This is a genomic window from Streptomyces sp. NPDC059695 (assembly GCF_042733785.1).
Classification (GTDB): domain Bacteria; phylum Actinomycetota; class Actinomycetes; order Streptomycetales; family Streptomycetaceae; genus Streptomyces.
The window spans coordinates 270601-296542 of the sequence record NZ_JBHWFF010000003.1; the positions used below are offsets into that span (position 1 = coordinate 270601).

Here is a 25942-nt window from a genome sequence, read left to right on the forward strand (position 1 = left end):
CGGGGCGCCCGCCGGGGGGGGGGCGCGGGCGCCCCCCCGGGGCCGCCCAGGGCCCGGTTCTCAGGCCGCTGCCTGGTACTTCGACAGCCAGGAGCGGTAGTTGCGCAGGGCCACTCGCTGCTTGCGGCGTTCGGAGATCAGGGCGATAGCCGGGTGGGTGCCGGGCTTGGGGCTGCTGCCGCGGGCGAGGCGGCGCATCTGGTGGCGGACCTGCGCCATGCTGGCGGCCGAGGCGAGGGCCTTGTCGGACCACGTGACCGGACGCATGTGACGGTCGGCCTCGCGGCCCTGGCGCCAACGTGAGGGAAGGTCCGGGGTGACGGCGAGGGCGGTGCCCATGCCGACGACGGCCACGCCGCTGTCGAGGACCTTGTCGGCGGTCGCGCGCTTGGTGATGCCGCCGGTGAGCATCAGCGGGATGGGGCTGGTCCCGACCAGGTCCTTGGCGAGGTCGAGGAAGTAGGCCTCGCGGGCCTGGGTGCGGTCGTCGGCGGGGCGGCCGGTCATCGCGGGGCTCTCGTAGCTGCCGCCGGAGAGTTCGACCAGGTCCACGCCGAGCGGTTCGAGCATCCCGATGACCTGGCGGGCGTCGTCGGCGTCGAAGCCTCCGCGCTGGAAGTCGGCGGAGTTGAGCTTCACCGCGACCGCGAAGGAGGGAGAAACCGCGGCGCGGACGGCGCGGACGATGTCCAGGAGCATCCGGGCCCGGTTCTCCAGCGATCCGCCCCACTGGTCGGTGCGCTTGTTGACCAGGGGAGACAGGAACTGCGAGAGGAGGTAGCCGTGTGCGGCGTGGATCTCGACGCCGTCGAAGCCGGCTTCCTCGGCGCGTCGCGCGGTCATCGCATACCGTGCCACGGTGTCGTTGATCTGCTGGGGGGTCATGGAGCTGGGGCGGCCGAAGCGGCTGCTGTGCTTGCCCAGTGAGACGCCGATGTCGGTCGGGCCCCAGACGACGCCGGGCATGTCGGAGGCGACCTGACGGCCGGGGTGGTTGATCTGCATCCAGATCGCGGCACCGCCCGCCTTGGCGGCCTTCGCCCAGTCGATGAACGGCTCCAGGGGCGCATTCTCGTCGAGTACGACGCCGGCGGGGCCGGTCAGTGCCTCGGCGTGGACCATCACGTTGCCGGTGATCAGCAGTCCCGTGCCGCCGGTGGCCCAGTGCTTGTACAGCGACAGCAGCTGCCAGTCGGGCAGCTGGCCGTCACCGGCCATGTTCTCCTCCATGGCCGCCTTCGCGATCCGGTTCTTCAGGACCTGCCCGGAGCGCAGGGTCAATGGCGAGAACAGCTCGCTGGTCATCCCGGTCTCTCTTCCATCTCGATCACTTACGATGTGTGCACTACTCACATTAGGGCAAGAATGTAATCAGCGTAAACATCCGAGGGTGTGGGGTATCTCGCAGAGGGGCAATTCGCGTGACCGTGGTGTCTGCGCGCGATGGCTCGGCTGGACAGCAGTCCGGGCCCGCCGACGCCGTGATGGCGCCGGCGGGCCCGGGTTCGTGCGCTGTGGAGCCCGGTGTGGATCAGTCGTCTTGGAGCGCGGTGCGGAGGAAGTCGACGGCGAGCTTGCGTGCGACGTTGGCGGCGCGGGTGTCGCGGAGGCTGTCCAGGAGAAGGAAGTCGTGGACCATGCCGGCGACGCGGACGGAGGTGACGTCGACGCCGGCTTCGCGGAGCTTGTTGGCGTACTGCTCGCCTTCGTCCCGCAGGACATCGGCCTCGTCCGTGATGACCAGGGTCGTGGGGAGCCCCTTGAGCTGGTCGAGGGTGGCCTGCAGCGGGGAGGCGTGGTGCTCGGCGCGCTGGGCGGGGTCGGTGGTGTAGGCGTCCCAGAACCACTTCATGCCGTCGCGAGTGAGGTAGTAGCCCTCGGCGAACTGCAGGTAGGACGGGGTGTCGAAGTCGGCGTTGGCCACCGGGTAGAGGAGGCACTGGGCCTTGAGGTCGATGCCGCCGCGCTCCTTGTTCATCAGCGCGAACACCGCGGACATGCATCCACCGACCGATTCCCCGGTGACGGCGATGCGTGACGTGTCGAGGCCGTGCTCGGCGCCGTGCTCCAGTACCCACTGGCCGACGGCATAGTTCTGCTCGACCTGGGTGGGGTACTTCGCTTCCGGTGCCCGGTCGTATACCGGGAAGACGCCCGCGGCGCCGGCTCCGACGGCCAGTTCGCGGAAGAGGCGGTCGTGGGTCTTGTCGTCGCCGAAGACCCAGCCGGCGCCGTGGATGTAGAAGACGACCGGCAGCGGTCCGGTTGCTCCCTTGGAACGGATGATGCGGGTGCGGACGGTGCCCCATTCTCCGGCGTCCACGTCGACCCACTCCTCGTCGACCTCGGGCCGGGGCACGCTCGGGTCGGACTGCAGGCTGAGCAGGATGTCACGGCCCTTCTCGGGCGGAACCTCGTAGATCCGGGGGTGCGGGTCGGTCGCTTCGCACAGCTCCTTCGCAGCCGGCTCGAGGTAAGGCGTGATCGGAGGAGGAAGGTCGGTCATGTTCACTCCATGTCACGAGCACACAAGTGCCCTGTTTCCTGCGGCCCGGCCGGCCGCAATGGGTGTTCCCCCCGTCCCAGGCGTTACTGCCCGATTCCATCGTTCGTGTCCCACTCACCGTCCGCAACCCGGCCTCGGGTGTCCTGGTGTCGGCAGCCCCGGTGACGTGGTCTTGCTCCTCCCTTCCCTGCCGGACGGCCGGGGCCCCGAACGATGTGTGCCGGCATCCGTTCGGGTGTCCAGCCTGCGTGAGCGCTCAGCTCCCCGGACTGTTGGGGTCATGAAACAGAGCACCCTGTCCGAGGTGAAGGACGCGGTCACCCGACGTGCCACGATGCTGGTCATCGGTGTGATCGCCCTGCAGCTGCTCTTCGTCGCTTCCTTCGTGGGTGCGCTCCACGAACCCCGCCTCAGGGATGCGGCCTTCGGCGTCGTGGCGCCGCCGGCCCTGGCAGAGCAGACGGTGAACCGGCTGGACGGGCTGCCCGGCTCGCCTCTGGACCCCCGCGCGCTACCCGATGAGGCCACGGCACGGGCGCAGATCATCAACCGGGACATCGACGGTGCGCTCGTGGTGCACCCTGCCGGGACCACCGACACGCTCCTGGTCGCAACCGGTGGTGGCAGAACCCTGCCGGCCGCACTGGAGACGCTGACCGCCGCTTTGGAGGAGGCGCAGGGGCGAAGCATCCGCACGGTCGACGTGGCCCCGTCCTCCCGCCACGACTTCAACAGTCTGTCGTCGTTCTACGTCGTCGTCGGTTGGTGCGTCGGCGCCTACCTGTGTGCCTCGATCCTGGCCATCAGCGCCGGTGCCCGGCCGGCCAACCCGACCCGCGCGGCGACGCGCCTGGGCACCATGACATTGGTTTCGCTCGTCGGCGGACTGGGCGGCGCGCTCATCGCCGGGCCGATCCTGGGCGCACTGCCAGGCAGCGTGTGGGCGCTGTGGGGACTCGGCGCGCTGATCATCTTCGCGGTCGGCGCCACCACGCTCGCCCTCCAGGAACTCTTCGGCATCATGGGCGTCGGCCTGGCGATCCTGCTGATCGTGATCGCGGGAAATCCGAGTGCCGGAGGCGCTCTGCCTCCGCCCATGCTGCCCCCGTTCTGGCATGCGATCGGGCCGGCCCTCCCGCCAGGGGCGGGCACATGGGCGGCCCGCTCGATTTCCTACTTCGACGGCAACGACATGACGTCCTCGCTGCTGGTGCTGTCGGCCTGGGCGGTCGGCGGCGCCCTCATCGCCATGGTGGCGGCAGTGCTGCGGCAGCGCCGCGACGCGGAACCAGGCTCCGGAGCGGCAGGTGGTTCCGCGGACCGCGCGGGCTCAGGGGCGTAGCGCCCCGCCGAAGGGGCCGATCAGGAGCGGGAGAACTGCACGAACCCGAACACGTCGTCGACCAGAGCGGCGAGGGAGAGGTCCGCGCTGCCCTCGGACCAGCGCATGAGGGCGACGTCGAAGCAGCCCAGTGCGGTGTTGATCATCGTCTGAGCCTTGAGCTCGACGTCGGGACCGCCGGAATCCATCCGGGAAGCGATCTCGGGTACGAGGGCGTCGGTCCAGGCCAAGTGCTTCTCCAGGTAACGCGCGCGCAAGCCCGGGGTGTGGCAGATGACGCGGGTGGCCCGCTTCCAGTGCCCCGTGTCGTCGTCCATCTGGACGGCGGCCGCCCGGAAGGTGGCCCGCAGCGCGTCCCACACGGGGCCTTCGTCGAGGTGTCGGAGCAATTCGCCCCGGACCTCCTCGGCGGAGGGGATGCGGTCGCCGAAGACGACGTCCTCCTTGTTGCTGAAGTAGCGGAAGAAGCTGCGCTGGGAGATGCCCGCCGCCGCGACGATGTCGGCGACGGTGACCTGGTCGAAGCCGCTGGTGTCGAAGAGTTCGAGGGCCGTGTCGGCCAGCGCTTCGGTGACGGCTTGGCGGGTCTTGATGCGCAGGCCGGGTGTGGTGGTCTCCCTCATGCATCTAGGTTATCAGTGCCAAACTTGGCAGTCTGTGCCAGACATGGCGTACTGTGTCATGAGTAGGAGGCGTGAGCTCCGCCGGGTGACCAGTCGCCCGGGCCCCAGTCCGGGCAGATGATGATTTCGGGCCACTCACGCCAGATCTCGGTTGATACGCCCACTGCGTCGGCAGTGGAGCCGTTCCGGCAGGAGGAAGGGTCGTCATGACCAAGGTGTTGTTCGTTGTCTCTGCGGCGGATCGTTGGACGTTGCGGGGTGGGGAGGTGCATCCGTCGGGGTTCTGGGGTGAGGAGCTGGCGATGCCGCACAAGATCTTCACCGAGGCCGGGTGGGAGATCACGATCGCGACGCCGGGTGGGAAGGTTCCGACGCTGGACCAGCTGAGCATGGGGCGGACGGCGGGGTGGCCGTCGAAGTTGCGTGAGGTGGCGGCCTATCTGGAGTCGATCCAGGCCGAGCTGGACAGTCCGCGGGTGCTGGCGGAGATGGATCCGGACGATTTCGACGTGGTGTTCTATCCGGGTGGGCACGGTCCGATGGAGGACCTGTCCGTCGATGCCGACTCGGGGGCGTTGATCACGCGGGTGTTGCGTTCGGGCAAGCCTCTGGCGTTGTTGTGCCATGCGCCGGCTGCGGCGTTCGCGGCGCAGAACGAGGACGGGTCGTGGCCGTTCACCGGGTATCGGATGACGGGTCTTTCGAACCTGGAGGAGAAGTTCAACAGCTTCGGTCGTAAGGCGGTGTGGCTGCTGGAGGACCGCCTGCGGGAGAGCGGGGCCGAGTACTCCAAGGCCCGTCTGCCGTTGCGTCCGTATGTGGTCGTCGACCGCAACCTGTACACCGGCCAGAACCCCCCGTCCTCCGAGCGCCTCGCCGAGCGACTCGTCGCCGACGTGAACGCGGCGGCGGGACGCTAGCCGCAACCCGACACGAACACATCCCTGCCCCACGCCTGGAAGGTTCGCGATCCCATGACCGGCACCGCCGCACCCGTCGTACAGCAGGACCGGGACATCCCGGAGATCGTCGTACGACTCCGGGCCACCTTCGACTCGGGTGTCACCCGGCCGGCCGACTGGCGTCGGCGCCAGCTCCGCGCCCTACGGCGCCTTCTGCTGGATCACACCTCGGACATCGAGGAAGCGCTCTACGACGACCTACGCAAGGGGCGGACCGAGTCCCACCTCACCGAGATCGGTGGAGTCCTGGCAGAGGTCGAACACGCCCTGCGTCACCTGGATCGCTGGATGAGACCGCGGCGGGTCGCCGTGCCCATGAACCTAAAGCCGGCAACAGCCCGGATCCACCCCGAACCCCTGGGCGTATGCCTGATCATCGCGCCCTGGAACTATCCGCTGACGCTCACGCTGAACCCGCTGGTCGGCGCACTGGCCGCCGGCAACGCGGCCGTCGTCAAGCCCAGTGAACTGGCCCCCGCCACGAGTGCTCTGCTCGCCGACCTCCTGCCCCGGTACCTGGAGGCCGTCGCCGTCGTCGAGGGAGCGGTCGAGGAGACCACCCAGCTGCTCGCGCAGCGCTTCGACCACATCTTCTACACCGGCAACGGCACCGTCGGCCGCATCGTGGCGGCTGCCGCGGCCAAGAACCTGACCCCCGTCACCCTCGAACTCGGCGGCAAATCACCCGTCTTCATCGACGAGACGGCCGACATGGCCGTCGCCGCGCGCCGCCTGGCCTGGGGCAAGTTCACCAACGCCGGCCAGACCTGCGTCGCACCCGACTACGTCCTGGTCACCCAGACCGCCCGGGACTCCCTGGTCGCCGCACTGCCAAGAGCCATCCAGCACATGTTCGGCAACAACCCCCGGACCAGCGCCGACTACGGGCGCATCGTCAACGACCGCCACTTCCGGCGCCTGACCGGACTCATGGGAGAGGGTGACCTCCTCACCGGAGGCGTGTCCGACGCGGGGGAGCGCTACATCGCACCGACCGTGCTGGCCGATGTGCCCACCGGCGCAGCAGTCATGGCCGAAGAGATCTTCGGCCCGATCCTCCCGATCCTGACCGTCCGCGACGTCGACGACGCCATCGACTTCATCAACTCCAGGGACAAGCCCCTCTCCTTGTACGCGTTCACCCGCGACAGGACAGCCCGCCAGGCCCTGCTGGAGAGGACGTCCTCCGGGGGACTCGTCTTCAACGCACCGATGATCCACCTCAGCGTCCCGAACCTGCCGTTCCGCGGCGTCGGAGAATCCGGCATGGGCGCCTACCACGGCAAGACGTCCTTCGACACCTTCAGCCACCGCAAGCCGGTCCTGTCCAAGCCCACGCGGCCCGACACCCTGCGCCTCATCTACGCGCCGCACACCTCACGCTCCTTCGCCTTCATCGCCAAGGCAGTGGCCAGGACCCACCCGCTCCTGGGAAGGAAGCGATGAACAACCGCATCATCCTGCTCGGCGCCACCGGCTACACCGGCGACCTCGTCCTCAACGCCCTGATACGCAGGGGTGTCAGGCCGACGGTCGCCGGACGCAACCCCACCGCACTGGCGGCCCTGGCCGAACGCTCCGGCGGACTCGACCACCTGGTTGTCGACGCCACCACCCCCGACGGCCTGAGGCAACAACTGCAGCGCGGCGACGTACTGATCACCACCGTCGGCCCCTTCGAACGCTTCGGCTTTCCCGTCGCACAGGCCGCCGCGGACGTGGGAGCCCACTACATCGACTCCAGCGGCGAAGTCGGCTTCGTCTGCACCCTTCACAACCGGCACCACCACCGCGCCCGTGAGACCGGGTCGGTGATGCTGCCGGCCTTCGGCTACGACTACGTCCCCGGCGTCCTCGCCGCGACCCTCGCCCTCCAGAAGGCAGGACAAGCCGCGCGCAGCATCGACGTCGGCTACTTCGCCACCGGCCCCATCTGGCGGGGCATCAGCCAGGGAACGCGCACCACCATGCGCGACGGCATGACGCTGCCCTCGGCACGCCGGCACCGGCGCCTGCTCGTCGACGAACGCACCGCCTCCCGCGTCCGCCGCTTCACCGTACGAGGCCGCCGCAAGTCGGCCTTCCTCGTCTCCGGCACGGAAGTACTCTTCCTGCCCCAGGAGTTCCCGCAACTCGACGACGTCACGGTCTACAACGGCTGGTTCCCCGAACTCAGCCGCTTCCTCTCCCTCTACTCGGCCCTCGCCAACGCCACCACACGCCTTCCCGGCAGCCGCAGGCTGACCGACGCGCTGACCCGCCCCCTGCTCATCGGCCCGCCGGGCGGACCCGACGCAGCCCTGCGCGCGCGGATTCCCTCGCACGTCGTCGCCGTCGCCTCCACAGGCACTCAGGGCAGTGCCCCGCTCGCCGAGGTCCACCTCGAAGGCCCCAACCCCTACAGCCTCACCGGCGAACTCATCGCATGGGCGGCCCACCACCTCGCCACCCACTCCGACGTCACACCCGGCGTCGTCGGACCCACGACGGCCTTCGGGCTCGACACACTCCAGCAGGGCTGCGCCGAGCTCGGGCTCGTCACGGTCTGACCGGCGCAGGCAGCCTCAGACCGTGCGGGAGAGATTCCGAGCGACCTCGGTCGCCCAGTACGTCAGGATCATCTGCGCGCCGGCGCGGCGGATGCCGGTCAGTGTCTCCAGGATCGCCTTGTCACGGTCGATCCAGCCCTTCTCGGCCGCCGCCTCGACCATCGCGTACTCACCACTGATCTGGTACGCGGCGACGGGCACGTCAACGGCCTCGGCGACCTTGGCGAGCACATCCAGGTAAGGCCCCGTCGGCTTCACCATCACCATGTCCGCGCCCTCCTCCAGGTCCAGCGCCAGCTCCCGCATCGACTCGCGGAGGTTGGCCGGGTCCTGCTGATAGGTCTTGCGGTCGCCCTGGAGAGACGAACCCACGGCCTCGCGGAAGGGCCCGTAGAAGGCGGAGGAGTACTTCGCGGTGTACGCGAGGATCGACACGTCCTCCTTGCCGATCGTGTCCAGCGCGTCCCGGATCACCCGAACTTGGCCGTCCATCATCCCGGACGGAGCGACGACGTGGACGCCGGCGTCGGCCTGGACCTGGGCCATCTCGGCGTAACGTTCCAGCGTGGCGTCGTTGTCGACCCGCCCGTCCTCGGTGAGAACGCCGCAGTGGCCGTGGTCGGTGAACTCGTCGAGGCACAGGTCCGACATGATGACGAGCTCGTCGCCGACCTCGGCCTTCACGTCCCGGATGGCGACCTGCAGGATCCCGTCCGGGTCGGTCCCGGCGCTGCCGGCGGCGTCCTTCTTCGCGTCCTCGGGCACGCCGAAGAGCATGATCCCGGAGACCCCGGCCTCCAGCGCCTCCACGGCGGCCTTCCGCAGGGTGTCCCGCGTGTGCTGGACGACGCCGGGCATGGCCTGGATGGGCACCGGCTCGGTGATGCCCTCGCGCACGAACGCGGGCAGGATCAGGTCGGCGGGATGCAGCCGGGTCTCGGCCACCATCCGTCGCATGGCAGGCGTCGTCCGCAGCCGCCGCGGGCGCGCCCCGGGAAAGGGTCCGTACGAGTTCATACGGCGAGGCTACGCCCGTAGAACCGCGGGCCTTACCGACGAGTTGTGGGCATATGCCTCCACTTGCGTGCCAGGAACGTACACGACCGGCCCCTCACTCAAGGCACCGTTGGCCGGAGACGGACCCCGGCACTCCGTGACGGCCCGCACCGGAGGGCAGGTGTGCTGTTGCCCACAACAGGGACTCGGGTACGCCGGGTTGCGCGTATACAGCGGGAGCGGACCATGGGAGAAGAGGAGGGACGCGGTGCACCGTGTCCCCATGGCTCGATCCCGCAGCCGCAGTGCATGCGGCCATTGCGCCCTGCCGCCCATTCCTGCACGACATGTACGCCCAGGCCCACCCCGATCGTGACGAGGCACAGGCGGAGGGCGACTGTGAGCGAGAGGAACGGCCCGATGGACAGCTTGTCGCCAGGGTTCCACGGCAAGACGCATGCCTTCGAGGGCCGGCTGCCGCCGGGGCAGTACCCGACGGAGTCGTTTCCCGTCCTGTCCGCCGGGCCCACCCCGCACATTCCCACCGACCGGTGGTCGTTCACCGTGACCACCGAAGCGGGGGAGACCCGCACCTGGACGTGGGGCGAGATGATGGCCCTCCCGCAGGAGGAGCCCACGGTCGACATCCACTGCGTGACCCGGTGGTCGAAGTTCGACACCACCTGGCGCGGCGTCTCGCTCGACGTCCTGCTCGACGAGGTCGAGACCGCCGCCGACTTCGTCGTCGCCGAGTCCTTCGACGGCTACACCACCAACCTTCCGCTGGAGGACGTGACCGACGGCAAGGCCTGGCTGGTGCACTCCTTCGACGGCTACGCGCTCTCCCCGGACCACGGCGGACCGGCCCGTCTCGTCATTCCCCACCTGTACTTCTGGAAGTCGGCCAAGTGGGTCAAGGGCCTCATCCTCACGCCGGACAACGAGCCCGGCTTCTGGGAGTCGGCCGGCTACCACGACTACGGCGACCCGTGGCGCGAGCAGCGCTATTGGAGCGACTGATGCACGGATGGCGACGGGCCCGGCTCACGGAGCGGACGGACCAGACCGCGACCGGCCGCACGCTGCGGTTCGAGGTCCCGCAGTGGCCGGGACACCTGGCCGGCCAGCACGTCGACGTACGGCTGACCGCCGACGACGGGTACCAGGCCGTACGGAGCTACTCGCTCGCGGCGCCCGCCGACACCGACGGCATCGAGCTGGGCGTCCAGGCAGCGGCGGGCGGCGAGGTCTCTCCGTACCTCGCGAACATTCTGCCCGTCGGTGCCGAGGTCGAGGTCAAGGGACCGCTCGGCGGCTGGTTCGTGTGGACACCGCAGAACCACGGCCCGCTCCTGCTCATCGCCGGAGGATCCGGCGTCGTGCCCCTGATGGCGATGCTGCGTGCACGGCTGCTCTCGATGTCGGACGAGCCCTGCGCTCTTCTCTATTCCGTGCGCGGACGGGACGAGGTCTGGTACGCCGCGGAACTCGACGCAGCCGAAGACCCCGTCCGCGTCCGGTACCTCTACACACGCACGGCACCCGCCGGCTCCGAACGCCCCGCGGGACGCATGACGGAACCCGACCTGCGCGGCCTGCCGCCCGCAGCGGGTGCCCGCTGCTACGTCTGCGGTCCCACCGGATTCGTCGAGCACGTCAGCGCCCTGCTCCTGAGCACCGGGTACGCGCCCGACCAGATTCGTACCGAACGCTTCGGCTGACCCACCCGCGCCGCACGGTGAGGAATCCCCGCCATGAACGAGCATCCCCTGTATCTCGACGGCAACGCCCTGGCCGGTCCGCTCGGGGAGGTCTTCGCCATCGACCCGACCACGGCCTGGCGGTTGTGCCCCTCCTGCCGACTGCCGGCGACCATGGCCCAGTTGCACGTCTATGGCCCCGAGCCCGGTCTGACCGCCCGCTGCCCGGGCTGTGCGGCCATCGCCCTGCGCGTCGTCACGCAGCCCGAGTACCTCTGGCTCCAGATGGGCAGCGGAGCGGGCGTCTTCCGTTTCGCCCTTCCCCACACCGCGCCATGAATCGCGGCGGCGCCAGGGGAGTCCCGGGCAACGCCCGCTCGGTCAGGCGTCCTTCAGGTGGATGCCCTTGGTCTCCCGCATGAGGTAGCACGCGATACCCGTGAAGGCACACAGCAGCATGATGTAGAAGCTGGACAGTCGGGCCACGCCGAGCTCGACGAAGAGCTGGTTCAGGTACGGCGCGCTGCCACCGAACACGGCGACGGAAACGGAGTAGGCGAAGCCGATGGCCTGCGTACGTACCCGTGTCGGGAAGTTCTCCGACATCGTGGCGGACAGGAGTGCTCCCGGGATGGCCACGACGGTCAGAGCGACCGAGGATGCCACCAGGAGCGTCCACCCCGGCGAGCCGATCAGTCGCGTGAGCGGGATCTGCAGGGCGATCATCAGCACCGCGAACGTGATCATCATCGGGCGTCGACCGACCCGGTCGGAGAGACGGCCCCACAACGGCAGGGTGACCAGAGCGATGCACTGCGCCCCGACCGAGCACCAGTAGGCGACGCCGGCGTCCATGCCCTTCTGGGTGATGGCGTAGGTCGAGACGTACGAGGTCCAGGTGTAGTGAGACGCGGTGATCCCCGAGGTCATCAGGATGACGAGCAGGATGGAACGGGCCACCCGTCCCTTGGACGACGGCCGGACCTCGGCGCCGGACTTCTCGGCGGAGAACACCTCGCTCTCGTCCATGCTGCGGCGCAGATACAGAGCTGCGAGGGCCAGGAACGCGCCGAGAATGAAGGGGATGCGCCAGCCCCACTGGGCGACCTCGTCGTCGGAGAGGACCGAGGTCACGACTCCGCCCACCGAGAAGGCGATGGCCGAGCCGCCGAAGATCGCGACGAACACGATGCTTCCCCACAGCCCGCGGCGTTCGCTGGGAGCGATCTCCGCGATGTAGGTGTTGGCCGTCGCGGACTCACCGCCGTGGGCGAACCCTTGCGTCATGCGGGCGAGGAGAAGCAGGAGCGAGGCCCAGGCCCCCAGGGAGGCGTAGGTGGGCATCAGCCCGATGACGAGGCTGCCACCGGCCATCATCAGCATGGTGGTGACCAGCACGAACTTGCGGCCGCGCCGGTCGGCGACCCGCCCGAAGACAATGCCGCCCAGCGGGCGCATGAGGAAGCCCACCGCGAAGACCGCCAGGGTGGACAGCAGCGCCGACACCTGGTCGGACGCGTGGAACATGGCGGTGGCGATGAAGGGCGCGAAGACGGCGTAGGCGCTCCACTCGTACCACTCGAGGACGTTCCCGATCGTGCTGGCGACGAGCGACTTGCGCTTCGAGCGCAGGGTGGGACTCGACTGGGTTCTCTCCCCGGTCGCGGTTCCGATCTTTGCTGGCGCGTTGCTCACGGGAGGCTCCTTCGCTGTTTTCGGGCAGGGGGGAGTGAGGTCTGGCACGCGGTGGTGAGGTGATGGCGGGGCGCTGCCGTGCGTCAGATGCGGGGGGTTGAGGCCAGGCCGGCGTGCTGCGCGGCCATCTCCAGGAGGCGGGGGACACCCGTCTCGAGTGACGGCCCGAAGACCGTGTCGTTGGGGCGTTCGCCACGCCGCCAGCGGGTGTAGATGGCCTCGCAGAAGATCGCTGCCTTCCACAGCGCGAGCGCCTGGTACCAGGGGAGCGGGGTGAGATCGAGGCCCATGCGGGAGCGGTAGCGCTCGGCCAGCTGCTGCCTGGTGAGGTAGCCGGGTGCCCGCGTCACCGGGGTGAGTTCGAGCGGAGTGGTCAGGATGCCGGCCTCGGAGTAGGTGGCGGTGAAGTAGCCGAGGTCCGCCAGCGGGTCGCCGAGCGTCGCCATCTCCCAGTCAAGGATCGCGAGGATCCTGGCGGGTGTCTGCGGAGCGAACATGAGATTGCCCATGCGGTAGTCACCGTGGACCACCGAGGCCGCCTGGCTCGCCGGCAGATTGCGGTCGAGCCAGTCCGCGATCCACTCCACCGCGGGCAGGTTGCGCGTGGTGTTGACCTCCCACAGGCCCCGGAACCGTTCGACCTGGCGCCGGAGATACGCGTCGGGGGAGCCCAGGGACGCGAGCTCCCCTCGGGTCACGTCGATGCTGTGCAGCGCGACGAGAGCGTCCACGACCGCCTCGCTGGTGGCCCTGCGTTGTTCGACGGAGGAGAGGAGGGACGGGATCGCGTCGGTGATGACCGTTCCGTCGAGCCGGGACATGAGGTAGAACGGCACACCCAGGACCGCCTCGTCCTCGCAGACGGCGATGATCTCCGGCACCGGTACGCCATGGGCGTGGAGGAGCTTCTGGATGCGGGCCTCGCGCACCATGTCATGCGTCGACTTCGGCAGCGGCGGGCGCGGACCACGGCGCAGGACGACGCAATCACCGCCGCGCTCGATCAGGTAAGTCACGTTGGAGTGGCCGTCGCCGATGCGCTGCCACGCCAGCGGACCACGCCCGACGCCCTGCGCGTCGAGGAAGGCGGTGACCGCGTCGACGACCAGAAGCGGAGGACTTTCCAGGTGGCGCGCCTCGTCCCAGGTCGCGACGACCTCCACCCCGTCGGGAACGGTGTGCATCACGCGCCCCCGCCCCGACGGACGACGGCGTCGCCCAGGTAGCTCTCGCCGGCCTGGACCGCCGCGTTCCGGCCAGCCGAGGCCCGGCGGGCGATGGCCCACTTGTGGGTCTCGTTGGGGCCGTCGTAGATCCGGAACGGGCGGACCTCGTTGAGGTACTGCGCCAGCGGCAGACCGTCGGAGACCCCGTCACCGCCGCAGATCTGGATGGCACGGTCGACGACCCGGAAGATCGCCTCCGAGCAGTGCACCTTCGCGACCGAGGACATCGCCGAGCCCGCCTTGGGGTCGCTGTGGAGCAGCGCCGCCGTCTTGGTGATGATCGCGTCGGACGTCTCGATGTCGATCACCGACTCGGCGATCAGGTGCTGCGCCAGGCCGAGGGAGCTGATCGGCCCGCCGAACAGCTCCCGCCTCCCGGCCCGGTCCAACGCGATGTCGTGCGCCCGCCGCGCCAGTCCCAGCCACCGCATGCAGTGGGTGAGACGTGCCGGCCCGAGCCGCACCTGCGCGTACCGGAAGCCGAGCCCCACCTCACCCAGCACCGCATCGTCGGAGACGAAACAGTCCTCGAGGTACAGGTGCGGATGGCCGCCGTCGATGGACCGGTCGACGGTGTGGATCGACTCGCCGACCCTGATGCCGGGGTTCGTCATGTCGACCAGGAACATGGTGGCCCCCTCAGGGGAACCGTCCACGCCCGGGGTGCGCGCCATGACGATGCAGAACCCGGCGCCGACGGCGCCGCTGGTGAACCGCTTGTGGCCGTCGATGATCCAGCCGCCCGCGGTGCGGACGGCCTTGGTCCGCAGGGCCGCCGGGTCGGAGCCGGCTCCCGGGTGGGGCTCGGTCATGCCGAAGCAGGACCGGATCTCGCCCGCGGCCAGAGGAACGAGGTACCGCTGCTTCTGTTCCTCCGTCGCGATCAGGTTGAGCATGTGCATGTTCCCCTCGTCGGGGGCCATGCAGTTGAGCGCGCTAGGGCCTATCGGCGAGTAGCCGGCCTCCTGCAGGATCGGCGACCAGTGCTCTATGGGCACCCCCTGCCCGCCGTACTCCTTCGGCACGTGCGGCGCGAAGACACCGGCGTCCTTCGCCGCCGCCTGCAGCCGGTCGCGCGTGACCTGGTCGAGGCGCCCGCCCGGCGCGGGTTCCTCGTCGACGACGATCTCCCGTATGAACCGGCGCGTGCGCTCACGCAGCTCCGCCACCTCGGGAGGGAGATGAGTGAAGGTCATGACAGTCCTTTCAGGGTCTGGTGACGCGGTAAGGATCGAGACGGGTTTCGACGCGGTCGTCATGCGGTGCCGCCGGCGACCATGAGGCCGCCGTCGACGGCGACGACCTGACCGGTCACCCAGGAGGAGTCGTCCGAGGCCAGGAAAGCCACGGCGGAGGCGATGTCCGAAGGCGCGCCCAGACGCCGCATGGGATAGCCCATGGCCACCTCGGCCTCCTTGCCCTCGTACAGGGCCTCGGCGAACCGCGTCTTCACCACGGCCGGTGCCACCGCGTTGACGCGGATCTCAGGGCCGAGTTCGGCGGCGAGAGTCCTGGTCAGATGCGACACCGCGGCCTTGCTCACCCCGTAGAGACCGATGCCCGGCGACGGCGTCTCACCGGTCACCGAGGAGAGGTTCACGACGGCGCCGCGGCCCTCGGAGAACCGGAGCTTCTCGTGAGCCACCGCGTCCTGCACCCAGGCGAGGGTGGCCAGGACGTTGACCTCAAAAACCTTGCGGGCCGCGTCGAGGTCCAGCTCGACGAGGGGACCGAACGCCGGATTGATGCCCGCGTTGTTCACGAGGATGTCGAGTGCGCCGAACTCGCGTGCGACGGTGTCGAAGACCTCACGGCGGTGCTCGGGGTCGTCCGCCCTGCCGGCGACGGTGATAACGCTGCCCTGGGGGAGAGTGGCTGCGGCTTCTTCCAGCGATCCGGCTTTGCGCGCGGTGAGGCAGACACGCGCGCCCTCGGACACGAGCCGCTCGGCGATCGCGAAGCCTATTCCCCGGCTCGCACCGGTCACGATGGCGGTACGGCCGGAGAACCGGCCCACTCCGGTGTCGCTCTGGTTCAACGCGTTCAGTCCTTCGAGGGGAGGGGCGGCTGGGAGTTGCGGAGTTCGGCGCGCCGGATCTTGCCGCTCTGGGTCTTGGGCAGGTCGGCGATGAAGTGGACCTGGCGCGGGCACTTGTAGGCCGCCAGACGGTCCCGGCAGAAGGCGATCAGTTCCTCCTGCGTGGCGCTCAGCCCCGTCTTGAGCGAGACGTAGGCGACGACGGTCTCGCCGCGGTAGTCGTCGGGCTCGCCGATGACGGCCGCCTCGAGCACTGACGGGTGCTCGTACAGCGCGTCCTCGACCTCGCGTGGCCAGACCTTGTACCCGGACACGTTGATCTGGTCCTTGAGCCGATCCACCAGGTAGACCCAGCCCTCCGCATCGATGATGGCGACATCGCCGGTGCGCAGCCGGCCGCCGGGCATCGTCTGCTCGGTCGCCTCGGTCTTTCCCCAGTACCCGGGCACCACCTGCGGCCCGCTGAGCTCGAGCTCGCCCTGGTCCCCGTCGGGGACCGGATTGCCGTGCAGGTCCACGACACGTGTCGTGAGGTGCGGCAGCGGCATCCCGATGGACAGCGTCCCGCTCGGCAGATGGATCGGCGCCCTGCACCCCGGAGGAACGGCGATGACGGCGGACGTCGTCTCGGTCATTCCGTAGCCGTTGTAGATGTAGACGCCGAACCGCTCCTGGAACCGCTCGACGGTCGCCGGCGGGATCGGCGCACCGCCGGAGTACAGGGTCCTCACCGACGCGAAGTGCCCCGGTTCGGCCTGCGGGAGCTCGTAGATCGCGTTGAACGCCGTGATGGAACCGATCGTGTAGGTCACCCCGTGTTCGGCGAAGGCCTCCAGGACGACCTCGGGGTGGAACCGGCCCGTGAGGACGAGCGTGGTGTCGGTGAGCAGGGAGATCGCCGCGTTGGCCACCGCGCCGGTGATGTGGAACAGCGGGGCGATGGCAAGCACGACGTCCCCGTCGCTCACACCGGTCCACGACGCGCAGGTCGTCACCACGCTCAGGACGTTGCCATGGGTGTTCATGGCACCCTTCGGCGGCCCCGTCGTCCCGGAGGTGTAGGTCAGGAACGCGACGTCGTCACGGGCCAGCCGGACCGGCGTGGGCCGGGAACCGCTGAACTCCTCGATCAGCGCCACGACGTCGCCGTCCGGTGCCGGGGCGGGGCGTCGCGTCGTCGCGAAGACCCGCGGGTCATTGCGCGACTGGTAGTCCAGCGCCGACGCGCTGATCAGCCATTGGACCGTGCTGCCTGCCAGGGTGTCGCGCGTCTCCTCGACGTCCGCGTCCGCGCACACGATCCCGACGGCCCCGGCATCGTCGACGATCCGGCGGAGCTCGTGCCGCCGGTACATCGGATTGAGCCCCATCGCCGTGGCACCGAGCTTCCACAGCGCCAACAGCACCAGCGCGTACTGAGGGATGTTCTGCAGGTAGACGCCAACGCGGTCGCCCTTCCTGGTCCCGCGGGCCTCGAACGCGGCAGCGAGGGCGTCCGACGCCGCGTCCACGTCCTGTACTGAGAGGGAGCCGTCGAAGTAGCGCAGCGCCGTGGCGCCCGGATTCTTCGCCACGCGTGCTTTCCACGCGGCGACAAGAGAGTTGTGGACGACCGTCACCTCTGCTGTGACGTCGGTCGAAGGCAAGGAATCCCGCCGTGGGTCATCAGGAACCGTCACTTCTCGTCCCTCCTGCCTGCGTCCTTCGCAGGCATGATTACCGAGCGCTCGCTCGGTACGACTCGCGTCAAACCATTGCTACCGAGCGCTCGCTCGGTAAACTTATGCGAAACTGTGGTTACCGAGCGATCGCTCGGTGAAGGATTGATGCGGCGGAAGCGCCATGTCAAGAGGTTGGCCCCGGGCCGCGGACAAGGCGAGTCCGCGTGGGCTGCATACTGAGCGACGAAGATCCGGGGCGAGGGGAGCGCTGTGACCAAGACCGAAGCCGGTACGTCCTGGAGGACGTACTCGGCCAGTGGACTGCCACCCATCCTCGAGACCGCACTGGCCTGCTTCATGGAGCACGGCTACCACGGGACGACGATCCGGACGGTGGCCTCCCGGGCGGAGCTCTCCGTGCCAGGGCTCTACTACCACTACGAATCCAAGCAGGCGCTGCTCGTCGCCCTCGTCTCCTACGCCATGGACGACCTGTGGCAACGCAGCACCGCGGCCCTGGAAGAAGCCGGCGACGACACACAGCGGAGGCTGGACCTGCTCGTGGAATGCCTCGTGCTGTTCCACGCCCACCGACGAGACCTCGCGTTCATCGCCTACAGCGAGATCCGCAGCCTCACCGGGGATGCCCGCACCACCTACATCGCTGCCCGGGACCGCCAGCAGCGCCTCATGGACCTCGTCATCGAGGAAGGTGTCGCGCACGGGGACTTCGTCACCCCGTACCCGCGCGAGGCCAGCAGGGCGATCGTCACCATGTGCACGGGCGTCTCGCAGTGGTACCGCGCCGACGGTGAGCACTCTCCGCAGGAGCTCGCGGAGCGGTACCGCGAGATGACCCGCATGACGGTGGGCGCACTGGCCGCGCCTCGGCCCTGACGGACCGGCTCGTCATGCCTCCACCATGACGAGCCACCGTGGTCTCCGTGCCGTCAGGCGACGGTGAACGGGCGCGAGACGCCGGTGAACGCGGTGATCGCACCCGTGAGGCCGTGCTTCGCGTCGCCGTAGTGGGCGATCCGGTACGTGCCCGGCGGGGTTCCGGGCGCGATGTCCCAGGTGACGGTCGCGGTGGACTCCCCGGTCAGGGTGCTGGTGCGCTGCCAGCGGTACGTGGTCTGCCAGTCGCCGTCGTCGAGATGCCGCGTCCAGCTGCCGTCCTTCAACTGCTGGACCTCCAGGAAGGTACCGCGCCGGCGCAGATTGTTCTTGGGGTGCCCGGTGACGAAGACCACGGCGACGGCCTGGCCCGCCTGGTAGGCGGCCGCCGCATCGGTGAGGACCTGGCCGTAGGAGCGGAGCAGGCCGGGGTTGTCCATGATCACGCCGGACTGGATGTTCAGCGTGCCGATGGCCGGGTCGGGCGGCAGCTCGCCGAGAGGGAGGGTGATGCCGTTGCGCAGCGCGGAGGCCAGCTTGGTGAACTCCTGCTGGTAGGCGGGCGTGGTGTACTTGCCGAACAGCGTGGAGGCGCCCTCGTACTGCTGGCCCTCGTACTCTTCGGGTGTGGTGACGTACTGGCTGTAGCCGTTGGTGTAGCCCTGCATGAGCACGTTCTCCAGGGGGACGCCGAGTTCCTCTGCCACGGCCCGGCGGATGCGGAGTCCGGCGACGATCGTGAACTCTGCGGGGCCGCCGATCAGGTAGAGCTGGCCGATCTTGAGCAGCTGCAGGGGCAGGACGTCGGGTGTCGCCTGGAGCAGTCCGCTGGGGACGACCGAGGTCTTGGGTGCCTGCTCGTCGGCGAGCCATTGCGGAACCGCGGAGTTGATCTGCTCGATCAGCGGCGCGAGCGGAGACGGCGTGCCCTCGAACAGACCGGGGATGCCGGGTCCGTCCTCGATGCTGCCGGCCAGAGTGGACAGCCCGATGACACCCGAACTGGTGTGGTGGGTGCGGCCGTCGGGGGTGTAGCGGCCGTCGACCTGGACCTGGGACATGTCGACGTAGCGCAGCCGGGAGTCGATGCCCCCGCTGATGGGGGTGGTGGCACGAGCGTGGATGTGCTGCGCGGCGGTGGCCTGGCGCAGGCCGATGATCCGGGTGTTCTCGAACTCGTCCTCGGTGGGGCCGGATCCGGGGCTGAGATGGAGGTTGGGCGACATGTCGCCGGCGCTGGTCTGAGGGAAGGCGGCCACGAAGCCGGGCGTGCCGTCGAGGTAGCGCACCCCGGCTGTGTCGTGCTCCCACGTGTAGGCGGCGTAGCCCTTGTTGTCGCCGCTGATCAGCGTGTTGGTGTTGGTCATGGAAGTGCCGTGGGTGGGGAACCAGCTGATCGCGCCGACATCTGTGTGGCCCTGGCGGAAGCGAAGCACGGTCATCGTGGAGTCGATGCCGAGGGGGTAGACGTCCTTGTCCGCCTGGGGGTTGAGCTCGAAGGCGGGGCGGGAGCGGTTGACGCTCGCGTCGGTGAGCTCGCCGCGGCCGAGGGCGATGGTGCCGGGTTTGAGGTCGGCGTGGGCGGCACTGATGGCCTCGACGATGCCGGCGACCACGGCGTCGAAGTTCTGCTGCTGGAAGCCGCCGATCGACAGGTTGTAGACGAGATCGTGGGCGCACCCGCCCGGTCCCGAGTGAGTGTGGGTCGCGCTGAGGGAGACGTTCTGCTCGGTGTAGGCGGTGCCGTGCGCGGCGGCGAGCCGGGCCAGCACCGCCTGGAAGACGGCGAACGGGAGGAGACCCTGGTCGGTGTTGCACCAGGCGATGCGGTTGCCGCTCGCGGGGTCGACGATGACGAACGCCCGCGCCCTCAGCCGCTGGTGGATGCCGCTGGTCCGCTGACCGATCATGGAATAGCCCATCATGCCGCTCTCGGCTGCGGCGCCGGTGATGTCGGCGATTCCGCGGCCGACCAGGTACGGGGACGGGACGGGCTTGTCCGCTGCGGCAGCCTGACCGGTGCCGAGCGCCATGCCGCCGGCGACCGCAGCCATCAGCTGAAGTCCTCGCCTGCGAGTGAATGCTGTCGTTTCCACGTTTCCTGCCTTCGCATCGATGGAGGTATCTCTCGGGGTATGACGTGGCCGACCGCGGTTTCGCGATCGGAGGACATCCGACAGGCGCTGCCGGCCTCACTGCTCGACCCATGCGGAGCGGGACACACGGAGGTGCCCCGCCCCGCGCTCATCACCAGCCCCGCATGTCGACCGGCCATTGTTCGAGCACCTGCGTGCCGTCGACCAGGTGCAGGGTGTCGTGGAGCGCCACGGTGGGATCGACATGGGCGGGGCGCACCCGGATGAGGTCTCCCACGGCTGGTCGCGGCACGCCGTCGGTGCGGAACGTGGTGTGCTCGTCGGAGCAGAACCAGACCTCGGTGCCGTCGATGCTCGGAAGCCCGTGGTCAAGACTGAGCGCCTTCAGGCCGACGTCGACGACGGCCCAGCCGTCCGACACCGAGATGACCCGGCCGAGAACGAACAGCGCCTGCTGGAAGGGCTGGCCGAGCTGCTGGTAGGCGGTGTCCATGAGGGCGTACGAGCCGGCCTGGATCTCGTTGGCCCACGTGTTGACGGTGTAGGTGCCGGTTCCTCCCGCGCTGATCAACTCGCCTCCGACGTCGGCGCTCGCGGCGAGCAGATGTTTCATCGCTTGCTCCGTCTGTTCCCGGCGCTCCTCCTCCGACTCCACCAGCATGAGATGACCCTCGTAGCCCATGACCCCACGCACGACCAGTCCGGCCTGTCGGGCGAGGTCGGCGAGCCGGCCCGCTTCGCCTGGCGCGCAGCCGCAGCGTGGCAGTCCGACGTTGACGTCGATGACGACCTCACGGACTCCGCCGGCAGCGGCGGCCTCGATCGTCTCGGCCGAGTCCACGGCGACGGTCACTCGGTGCCCGTCCTTGACGAGACGTCCCAGGCGCCGGGCGTCGAGCACCTCGTTGGCCAGCAGGAGGTCCGCGCCGAGGCCGGCCGCGGCCATGGTCTCCACCTCGCGGATCGTCGCGCAGGTGAAGCCGTGATGCCCGTTGGCGTACTGGAGCCGGGCCAGACTCGAGCACTTGTGTGCCTTGACGTGCGGCCGGAGGCGCGCGCCGGGCAGGGCGGCACTCATCGTGTCGAGGTTGTGCCGTAGCGCCGCCTGGTCGACCAGGAGAGCGGGCGTCTGCAGTTCACTGATCAGCATGCCTGCTGCCCCTTACGAGTCTGGATGTCGGCCTGGACGGAGCCGTCGGCCGGCGGTGTGGTGCCCGGGCCTGCCACGGGTCCGAGCACTCGGCGCAGGTGGGCGTTGGTGAAGGTCCCCTGCGGATCGAGCTGCGAGCGGACCGTCTGGAATCGATCCCACGCCGGGTAGCGGGCGGCAAGTCCGTCCGCCTCCATCAGGTGCCGCTTGCCCCAGTGCGGCCGGCCCTCGAAAGCCAGGGCGATGTCCTGAACAGCCCGGAAGTAGGGCTCCCAGGGCATGCCCTGATACATGTGAACGGCGAGATAGGCAGTCTCCCGGCCATAGGCCGGACTCAGATGGGACAGTTCGTCGGGTGCCACGAACCGCACCTCGATCGGGAAGCCCACATCGAGGCGATCGCGGTCGATCACCCGCAGGATCTCCTGGAGAACCTCGGCGCACGCGGCGCGCGGCACCGCCCACTCCATCTCGGTGAACCGCACCGAACGTCTGCTGGCGAAGACACGGTGGCTCTGATCGACGTACTCGGACGGCGCCATGAGCCGGGTGATGGTCCGGTTCAGACGCGGGATCTGGGACGGGAAGCGACGCCCCGCACGGCATACCGCCTCGAGGATGCCGTTCTCGGCGAACTCCGCGATCTTCTGTGCCAACTCTCGGGGCGGCCGGACTGCCTCGTCGGTGCGGTTGTTCACCTTCACCAAGGCGGCATCGGTGTGGGGAAAGAGGAAGAACTCGAAGTGATCGTTGGTGTCGACGAGTTCGTCCAGACGCCCGAGCGTCTCCGTGAGCTTCATGGACGTGCTTTCGGCCCGCAGCGCGAAGGCCGGTACGACGCGCAAGGTATAGCTTGTGATCACGCCTAGTGCGCCAAGGCTCACGCGGGCCGCCCGCAGGACCTCAGGCTCGGCGTTCGTACAGCTCAGCTTGGTGCCGTCGGCCAGCACGAGGTCGAGGGCCTCGATCTGGGTGGCGAGGTTCCCCAGCATCCGGCCCGTTCCGTGAGTGCCGGTGGACATGGCTCCCGCGATGCTCTGCCGGTCGATGTCGCCGAGGTTGGGCAGTGCGAGTCCGTGCTGGGCGAGCTGGACGTTCAGATCGGCCAGGCGGGTGCCGGCGCCGACGGTGACCAGCCCTGCCTCGGTGTCGACGTGCTGCAGGCCGCTCAGCCGGTCCAGGTTCAGCAGCAGGCCGTCGGTGCAGACCTGGTCGCTGAACGAGTGGCCGGCCCCTACGACACGGACGGTCTGGCCCGCGGCGGCCGCACTGCTTGTGGCACTGGCGAGTTCGTCGACCGACCGCGGTTGCAGGATCCGGCTGGGCCTGCAGGTCTCGTCGCCGGCCCAGTTGGTCCAGGCGCCGCTCGGGCTCATGTTCTGGTTCATCCTTCCACCGCCCGCGCCGGGAGGCCCTCGGGGTTCGGGTGCTGCCGGTCCGATGTCGGCACTCCGGCCTCGCCTCTGGCGAACCGGGGCCGCAGTCCGGCGAGCCACCACACCGTGGCGAGCGCCAGCCCGCCGAGCACGTAGTAGTTCGCGCTGCGGAACTCGTCCGGAAGCGTCAGCGTCAGGATCACGGCGATGAGATAGACGAGGGAGGCGACGAAGACGGCACCGGCGAAGCGGCCCAGGTTGAAGGCATCCTCGACGGCTTCCAGCTGCCGCCGCTTGTAACCGTAGGCGAGCACGATCAGCAGGTAGACGAGATACGGCAGCACCGCCGTGGCGCCGACGAGCGTGCCGAAGACGTTCGAGCTGTTGTAGCCGAAGATCACGACAGCGACGTTGAGCGCGTACGCCACAACGAGCGCGGGGACCGGTGTCTTCGTCGTGGGATTCACCCGCATCAGCAGCGCGGAGCCGGGCAGCATGTTGTCGCGTGCCATCGCGAAGATCAGGCGTGCGATGACCGCGGCAGAGACCACCATCAGCGCGAACATCGCGAAGACCACCACCCCCACGAAGGTACGAGCGAGCCCCTCGCCGAGCCAGTACTGGAACACGGCGGGCAGGCCGCCGGCCGCGAGGACCTCGTAGCTGGGGATCGCCACAGTGAAGCCGATGAGCACCAGCATGCCCAGGACCACCGAGACCACGACGCTGCCGATGATCGCGCGAGGCACGGAGCGCTTGGCGTCGACCGCCTCCTCGGCCACGTCCGCCGCGGCTTCGAAACCGGCCAGTGTGTACACGCCGACCAGGGACGCCAGCGCGATCGCGTACCCGTAGGAGTGTCCGGGCAGATGGTGGTGCTCGGTGAGATATCCGATCCCGTGGTCCGAGTCCTTGGCCCCTGCGACCCAGAGGAAGAACAACAGCAATGCCAGCACGACCGTGCCCAGGATCTCCGCAAGTACGGCGACGTTGTTGATCCGAGCCGCCACCTGCACGCTGATGATGTTGACGAGGTACGCGACCGTGAGCACCAGCAGCGCGATGAACAGCGTCATGCGCGGCGAAGCGTCGTCGATGCCGAAGACGTACTCGGTCAGCGGCGCCACCGCGAGATAGACGATGCCCGGCACGCCCACGGCGGCATACAGGATTCCCAGCGCGCCGATGAACCAGCCGTAGCCGGGCCCGACCAGCCGCGACCCCCACTGATAGCCCGCGCCGGCCAGCGGGATCCGGGTCCCCAGCTCGGATATCACCAGGGCGACCAGCAGCTGGCCGACGCCCACCGCGGGCCAGATCCAGATGCTGACCGGGCCCAACTGGGTTATTCCGAAAGTAAAGTTGAGGAACACGCCGGTGGCGATGGACATGATGGAGAACGAGACGGAGAACAGCGAGAACCAGCTCAGCGTCCGCCGGAGCTCCTGCCGGTACCCGAACTCGTTGACCGTCTTCTCGTCTCCCGTCGGCTCCTCCGGCCCTGGCCCGGTCATTCGGCACTCTCCGCACCGAGTGCGTACGCGACGACCCCGTTGAGCACGTCCCCGTAGGGCGGGAACATCACATCGATGAGATCGTCCTTGCCGCGCCTGACGATGCCGCGCGGGTTGGAGAACTCCCGGAAGCCGTCCACGCCGTGGTGGCGCCCATGGCCGCTGCGGCCGATCCCTCCGAAACCGAGCGCCGGCACGGCACCCTGCACCGCACAGGTGTTGACGCACGCCCCGCCGGAAACGGTGGTGGCCAAGACCCGCTCCGCGGCATCGCCGTCCTGCGCGAAGACGTACAGCCCCAGAGGCCGATCGCCATCGTTGACGTAGGAGACGGCATCCTCGATCCGGTCGTAGGGCTTGATCGGCAGGATCGGGCCGAAGATCTCCTCGCGCATGAGGGCGAGGTCGTCGGGCGGGTCGACCACGAGTGTCAGCGGCATCTGGCGGGTGGTCGTGTTCGGGTCGACGTCGCCGATCTGCACCACCTCCACTCCCCGGGCCCTGGCCTCCTCGACCAGGCCGACGAGCCGGTTCAGGTGGCGTTCGGTGATGATGCCCGTACAGTCCGGCGAGGAGGCGAAACCCGGTACCTGCTCCCGCATGTGCGACGTCACCAGCTCGGTGAACCGGGTCATGCCCTCCCGCGGCACCAGGCAGTAGTCGACGGTGATGCACATCTGCCCGCTCTTCACGAGCTTCGTGCCGACGATCTGCGCAACTGTCTCCGTGGTGACGCTGTCCTCGTGCACGATCGCGGGGCACTTGCCTCCGAGTTCGAGCGTCGTCGGCACCAGGTTCTCGGCGGCCGCGCGGGCGACCAGGCGCCCGACCTCGGGGTTCCCCGTGTACAGCAGGTGGTCCCACGGCAGGGTCGGGAACTCCTGAGCCAGTCCCAGCCCGCCGGTGACGACGGTGACCTGCTCGGGGTCGAACGCCTCGGTCATCATCTCGCGCAGCAGAGCCGAGCATGCCGGGGTGTACTCCGACGGCTTGATGACCACCCGGTTCCCGGCCGCGAGCATGTCGGCGAGGGGACCGAGCGAGAGATCGAACGGAAAGTTCCAGGGCGAGATCAGACCGATGACGCCCTTGGGCTGATGGCTCATCGAGACGTGCGCTGTTCCCAGAAGCCCGGCTTCAGCCGGGCGGACGTCCGGCTCCATCCACGCTTCGAGGTGTTCGGCGGCGAAAACGGCACGTCCGGCGACGCCGAGGACTTCGACAAGATCGGCGAACCCTTCGGGGTGCACCGCGAAGTCCGCCGACAGCGCGTCCCGGATCCGGTGCCGGTACCCGGTGATCACTCCTGCCAGCGCCCCCAGGTTCAGGCGACGCTGGTCGATGCCCGGTGCGGGCTCGCGCAGAACAGCCGTCCTCTGCGCGGCGAACGCGGCACGCAACTCGGCAATGGCATCGGCATCGCCCTGATCGTCACCGGAGCCGACGGTTTTCGTAAGGTTCATCGCTCTCCCCTTGGCCCATCGCGGATGGCTCATGGTCGCGGCGAGCTGGGGGTGAGGAGAAACATCAATATCGGCGGCTTCCACAACCCTGAGGCTGTGGATCTGAACCCGTGGCCGCTGGGCAATCTGCTGGTGGCTCAGCGGCTCC

At 68.9% G+C, this 25942-nt stretch carries 22 protein-coding genes; 8 read left to right on the forward strand and 14 right to left on the reverse strand.

What is annotated here, in order from left to right:
* Positions 1–60: 60 nt before the first annotated feature.
* On the reverse strand, positions 61–1305 hold the full coding sequence (locus tag ACFV2S_RS06460; RefSeq protein WP_385554773.1) for an NADH:flavin oxidoreductase/NADH oxidase family protein: 1245 nt from the start codon (positions 1303–1305) through the stop codon (positions 61–63).
* 226 nt (positions 1306–1531) lie between these two features.
* On the reverse strand, positions 1532–2506 hold the full coding sequence (locus tag ACFV2S_RS06465; RefSeq protein ID WP_385554775.1) for an alpha/beta hydrolase: 975 nt from the start codon (positions 2504–2506) through the stop codon (positions 1532–1534).
* Positions 2507–2786: 280 nt separating this feature from the next.
* On the opposite strand from ACFV2S_RS06465, the gene ACFV2S_RS06470 reads away from it, so the two are divergent.
* Positions 2787–3848 (forward strand): DUF3533 domain-containing protein, encoded by a 1062-nt coding sequence (locus ACFV2S_RS06470; protein ID WP_385554777.1) that lies wholly within the window; start codon positions 2787–2789, stop codon positions 3846–3848.
* A 20-nt stretch (positions 3849–3868) separates the two neighbouring features.
* Here the strand turns inward: ACFV2S_RS06470 and ACFV2S_RS06475 are convergent, their stop codons facing one another.
* Positions 3869–4471, reverse strand: coding sequence for a TetR family transcriptional regulator (locus tag ACFV2S_RS06475; protein WP_376482495.1), 603 nt, complete (start codon positions 4469–4471; stop codon positions 3869–3871).
* 206 nt (positions 4472–4677) lie between these two features.
* On the opposite strand from ACFV2S_RS06475, the gene ACFV2S_RS06480 reads away from it, so the two are divergent.
* The 3 genes from ACFV2S_RS06480 to ACFV2S_RS06490 are packed head-to-tail and all read left to right on the forward strand — an operon-like array spanning position 4678 to position 7982.
* Entirely contained in the window at positions 4678–5391 is a 714-nt protein-coding gene (locus ACFV2S_RS06480) for a type 1 glutamine amidotransferase domain-containing protein (RefSeq protein ID WP_384881659.1), read from the forward strand.
* A 54-nt stretch (positions 5392–5445) separates the two neighbouring features.
* Positions 5446–6879, forward strand: coding sequence for an aldehyde dehydrogenase family protein (locus ACFV2S_RS06485; RefSeq protein WP_385554780.1), 1434 nt, complete (start codon positions 5446–5448; stop codon positions 6877–6879).
* Positions 6876–7982: a saccharopine dehydrogenase family protein gene (locus ACFV2S_RS06490; RefSeq protein ID WP_385554782.1), complete on the forward strand. Its 1107-nt coding sequence runs from the start codon at positions 6876–6878 to the stop codon at positions 7980–7982. The genes ACFV2S_RS06485 and ACFV2S_RS06490 overlap by 4 nt, the downstream gene beginning before the upstream one ends.
* A gap of 15 nt (positions 7983–7997) precedes the next feature.
* On the opposite strand, the gene hemB is transcribed toward ACFV2S_RS06490, so the two are convergent.
* Positions 7998–8999 (reverse strand): porphobilinogen synthase, encoded by a 1002-nt coding sequence (gene hemB / locus ACFV2S_RS06495; RefSeq protein WP_385554784.1) that lies wholly within the window; start codon positions 8997–8999, stop codon positions 7998–8000.
* A gap of 399 nt (positions 9000–9398) precedes the next feature.
* On the opposite strand from hemB, the gene ACFV2S_RS06500 reads away from it, so the two are divergent.
* The 3 genes from ACFV2S_RS06500 to ACFV2S_RS06510 are packed head-to-tail and all read left to right on the forward strand — an operon-like array spanning position 9399 to position 11017.
* A complete protein-coding gene (locus tag ACFV2S_RS06500; RefSeq protein ID WP_385554786.1) occupies positions 9399–9998 on the forward strand; it encodes a molybdopterin-dependent oxidoreductase in 600 nt (199 codons plus the stop codon).
* Positions 9998–10699 (forward strand): ferredoxin reductase, encoded by a 702-nt coding sequence (locus ACFV2S_RS06505; protein ID WP_385554788.1) that lies wholly within the window; start codon positions 9998–10000, stop codon positions 10697–10699. The genes ACFV2S_RS06500 and ACFV2S_RS06505 overlap by 1 nt, the downstream gene beginning before the upstream one ends.
* A 33-nt stretch (positions 10700–10732) precedes the next feature.
* Positions 10733–11017: a DUF6510 family protein gene (locus ACFV2S_RS06510; RefSeq protein ID WP_384881641.1), complete on the forward strand. Its 285-nt coding sequence runs from the start codon at positions 10733–10735 to the stop codon at positions 11015–11017.
* Positions 11018–11059: 42 nt separating this feature from the next.
* Here ACFV2S_RS06510 and ACFV2S_RS06515 read toward each other — a convergent pair whose 3' ends face one another.
* The 5 genes from ACFV2S_RS06515 to ACFV2S_RS06535 form a co-directional block, all read right to left on the reverse strand.
* A complete protein-coding gene (locus ACFV2S_RS06515; RefSeq protein WP_385554790.1) occupies positions 11060–12373 on the reverse strand; it encodes an MFS transporter in 1314 nt (437 codons plus the stop codon).
* An 83-nt stretch (positions 12374–12456) separates the two neighbouring features.
* Positions 12457–13557 carry a phosphotransferase family protein gene (locus ACFV2S_RS06520; protein WP_385554792.1) on the reverse strand — a complete coding sequence of 367 codons (1101 nt, stop codon included), beginning with the start codon at positions 13555–13557 and terminating at the stop codon, positions 12457–12459.
* Complete coding sequence (locus ACFV2S_RS06525) at positions 13557–14795, reverse strand: acyl-CoA dehydrogenase family protein (protein WP_385554794.1); 1239 nt, start codon at positions 14793–14795, stop codon at positions 13557–13559. The genes ACFV2S_RS06520 and ACFV2S_RS06525 overlap by 1 nt, the downstream gene beginning before the upstream one ends.
* Before the next feature lie 59 nt (positions 14796–14854).
* Positions 14855–15637, reverse strand: coding sequence for an SDR family oxidoreductase (locus tag ACFV2S_RS06530; RefSeq protein WP_385554796.1), 783 nt, complete (start codon positions 15635–15637; stop codon positions 14855–14857).
* A gap of 5 nt (positions 15638–15642) precedes the next feature.
* Complete coding sequence (locus ACFV2S_RS06535; protein WP_385554798.1) at positions 15643–17211, reverse strand: class I adenylate-forming enzyme family protein; 1569 nt, start codon at positions 17209–17211, stop codon at positions 15643–15645.
* A 357-nt stretch (positions 17212–17568) separates the two neighbouring features.
* On the opposite strand from ACFV2S_RS06535, the gene ACFV2S_RS06540 reads away from it, so the two are divergent.
* Complete coding sequence (locus ACFV2S_RS06540; protein WP_384881625.1) at positions 17569–18195, forward strand: TetR/AcrR family transcriptional regulator; 627 nt, start codon at positions 17569–17571, stop codon at positions 18193–18195.
* A gap of 53 nt (positions 18196–18248) precedes the next feature.
* On the opposite strand, the gene ACFV2S_RS06545 is transcribed toward ACFV2S_RS06540, so the two are convergent.
* The 5 genes from ACFV2S_RS06545 to ACFV2S_RS06565 form a co-directional block, all read right to left on the reverse strand.
* A complete protein-coding gene (locus tag ACFV2S_RS06545; protein WP_384881622.1) occupies positions 18249–20249 on the reverse strand; it encodes a neutral/alkaline ceramidase in 2001 nt (666 codons plus the stop codon).
* Between the two features lie 193 nt (positions 20250–20442).
* Entirely contained in the window at positions 20443–21441 is a 999-nt protein-coding gene (locus tag ACFV2S_RS06550; RefSeq protein WP_384881619.1) for an alanine racemase, read from the reverse strand.
* Positions 21435–22829 (reverse strand): D-arabinono-1,4-lactone oxidase, encoded by a 1395-nt coding sequence (locus ACFV2S_RS06555; protein WP_385554800.1) that lies wholly within the window; start codon positions 22827–22829, stop codon positions 21435–21437. Before ACFV2S_RS06555 ends, ACFV2S_RS06550 begins: the two co-directional genes overlap by 7 nt.
* Positions 22826–24331, reverse strand: coding sequence for an amino acid permease (locus ACFV2S_RS06560; protein WP_385554801.1), 1506 nt, complete (start codon positions 24329–24331; stop codon positions 22826–22828). Before ACFV2S_RS06560 ends, ACFV2S_RS06555 begins: the two co-directional genes overlap by 4 nt.
* The gene (locus tag ACFV2S_RS06565) at positions 24328–25878 is read right to left on the reverse strand and encodes an aldehyde dehydrogenase family protein (RefSeq protein WP_385554802.1); all 1551 of its coding nucleotides are present in this window, start codon (positions 25876–25878) and stop codon (positions 24328–24330) included. Before ACFV2S_RS06565 ends, ACFV2S_RS06560 begins: the two co-directional genes overlap by 4 nt.
* Positions 25879–25942: the final 64 nt, after the last annotated feature.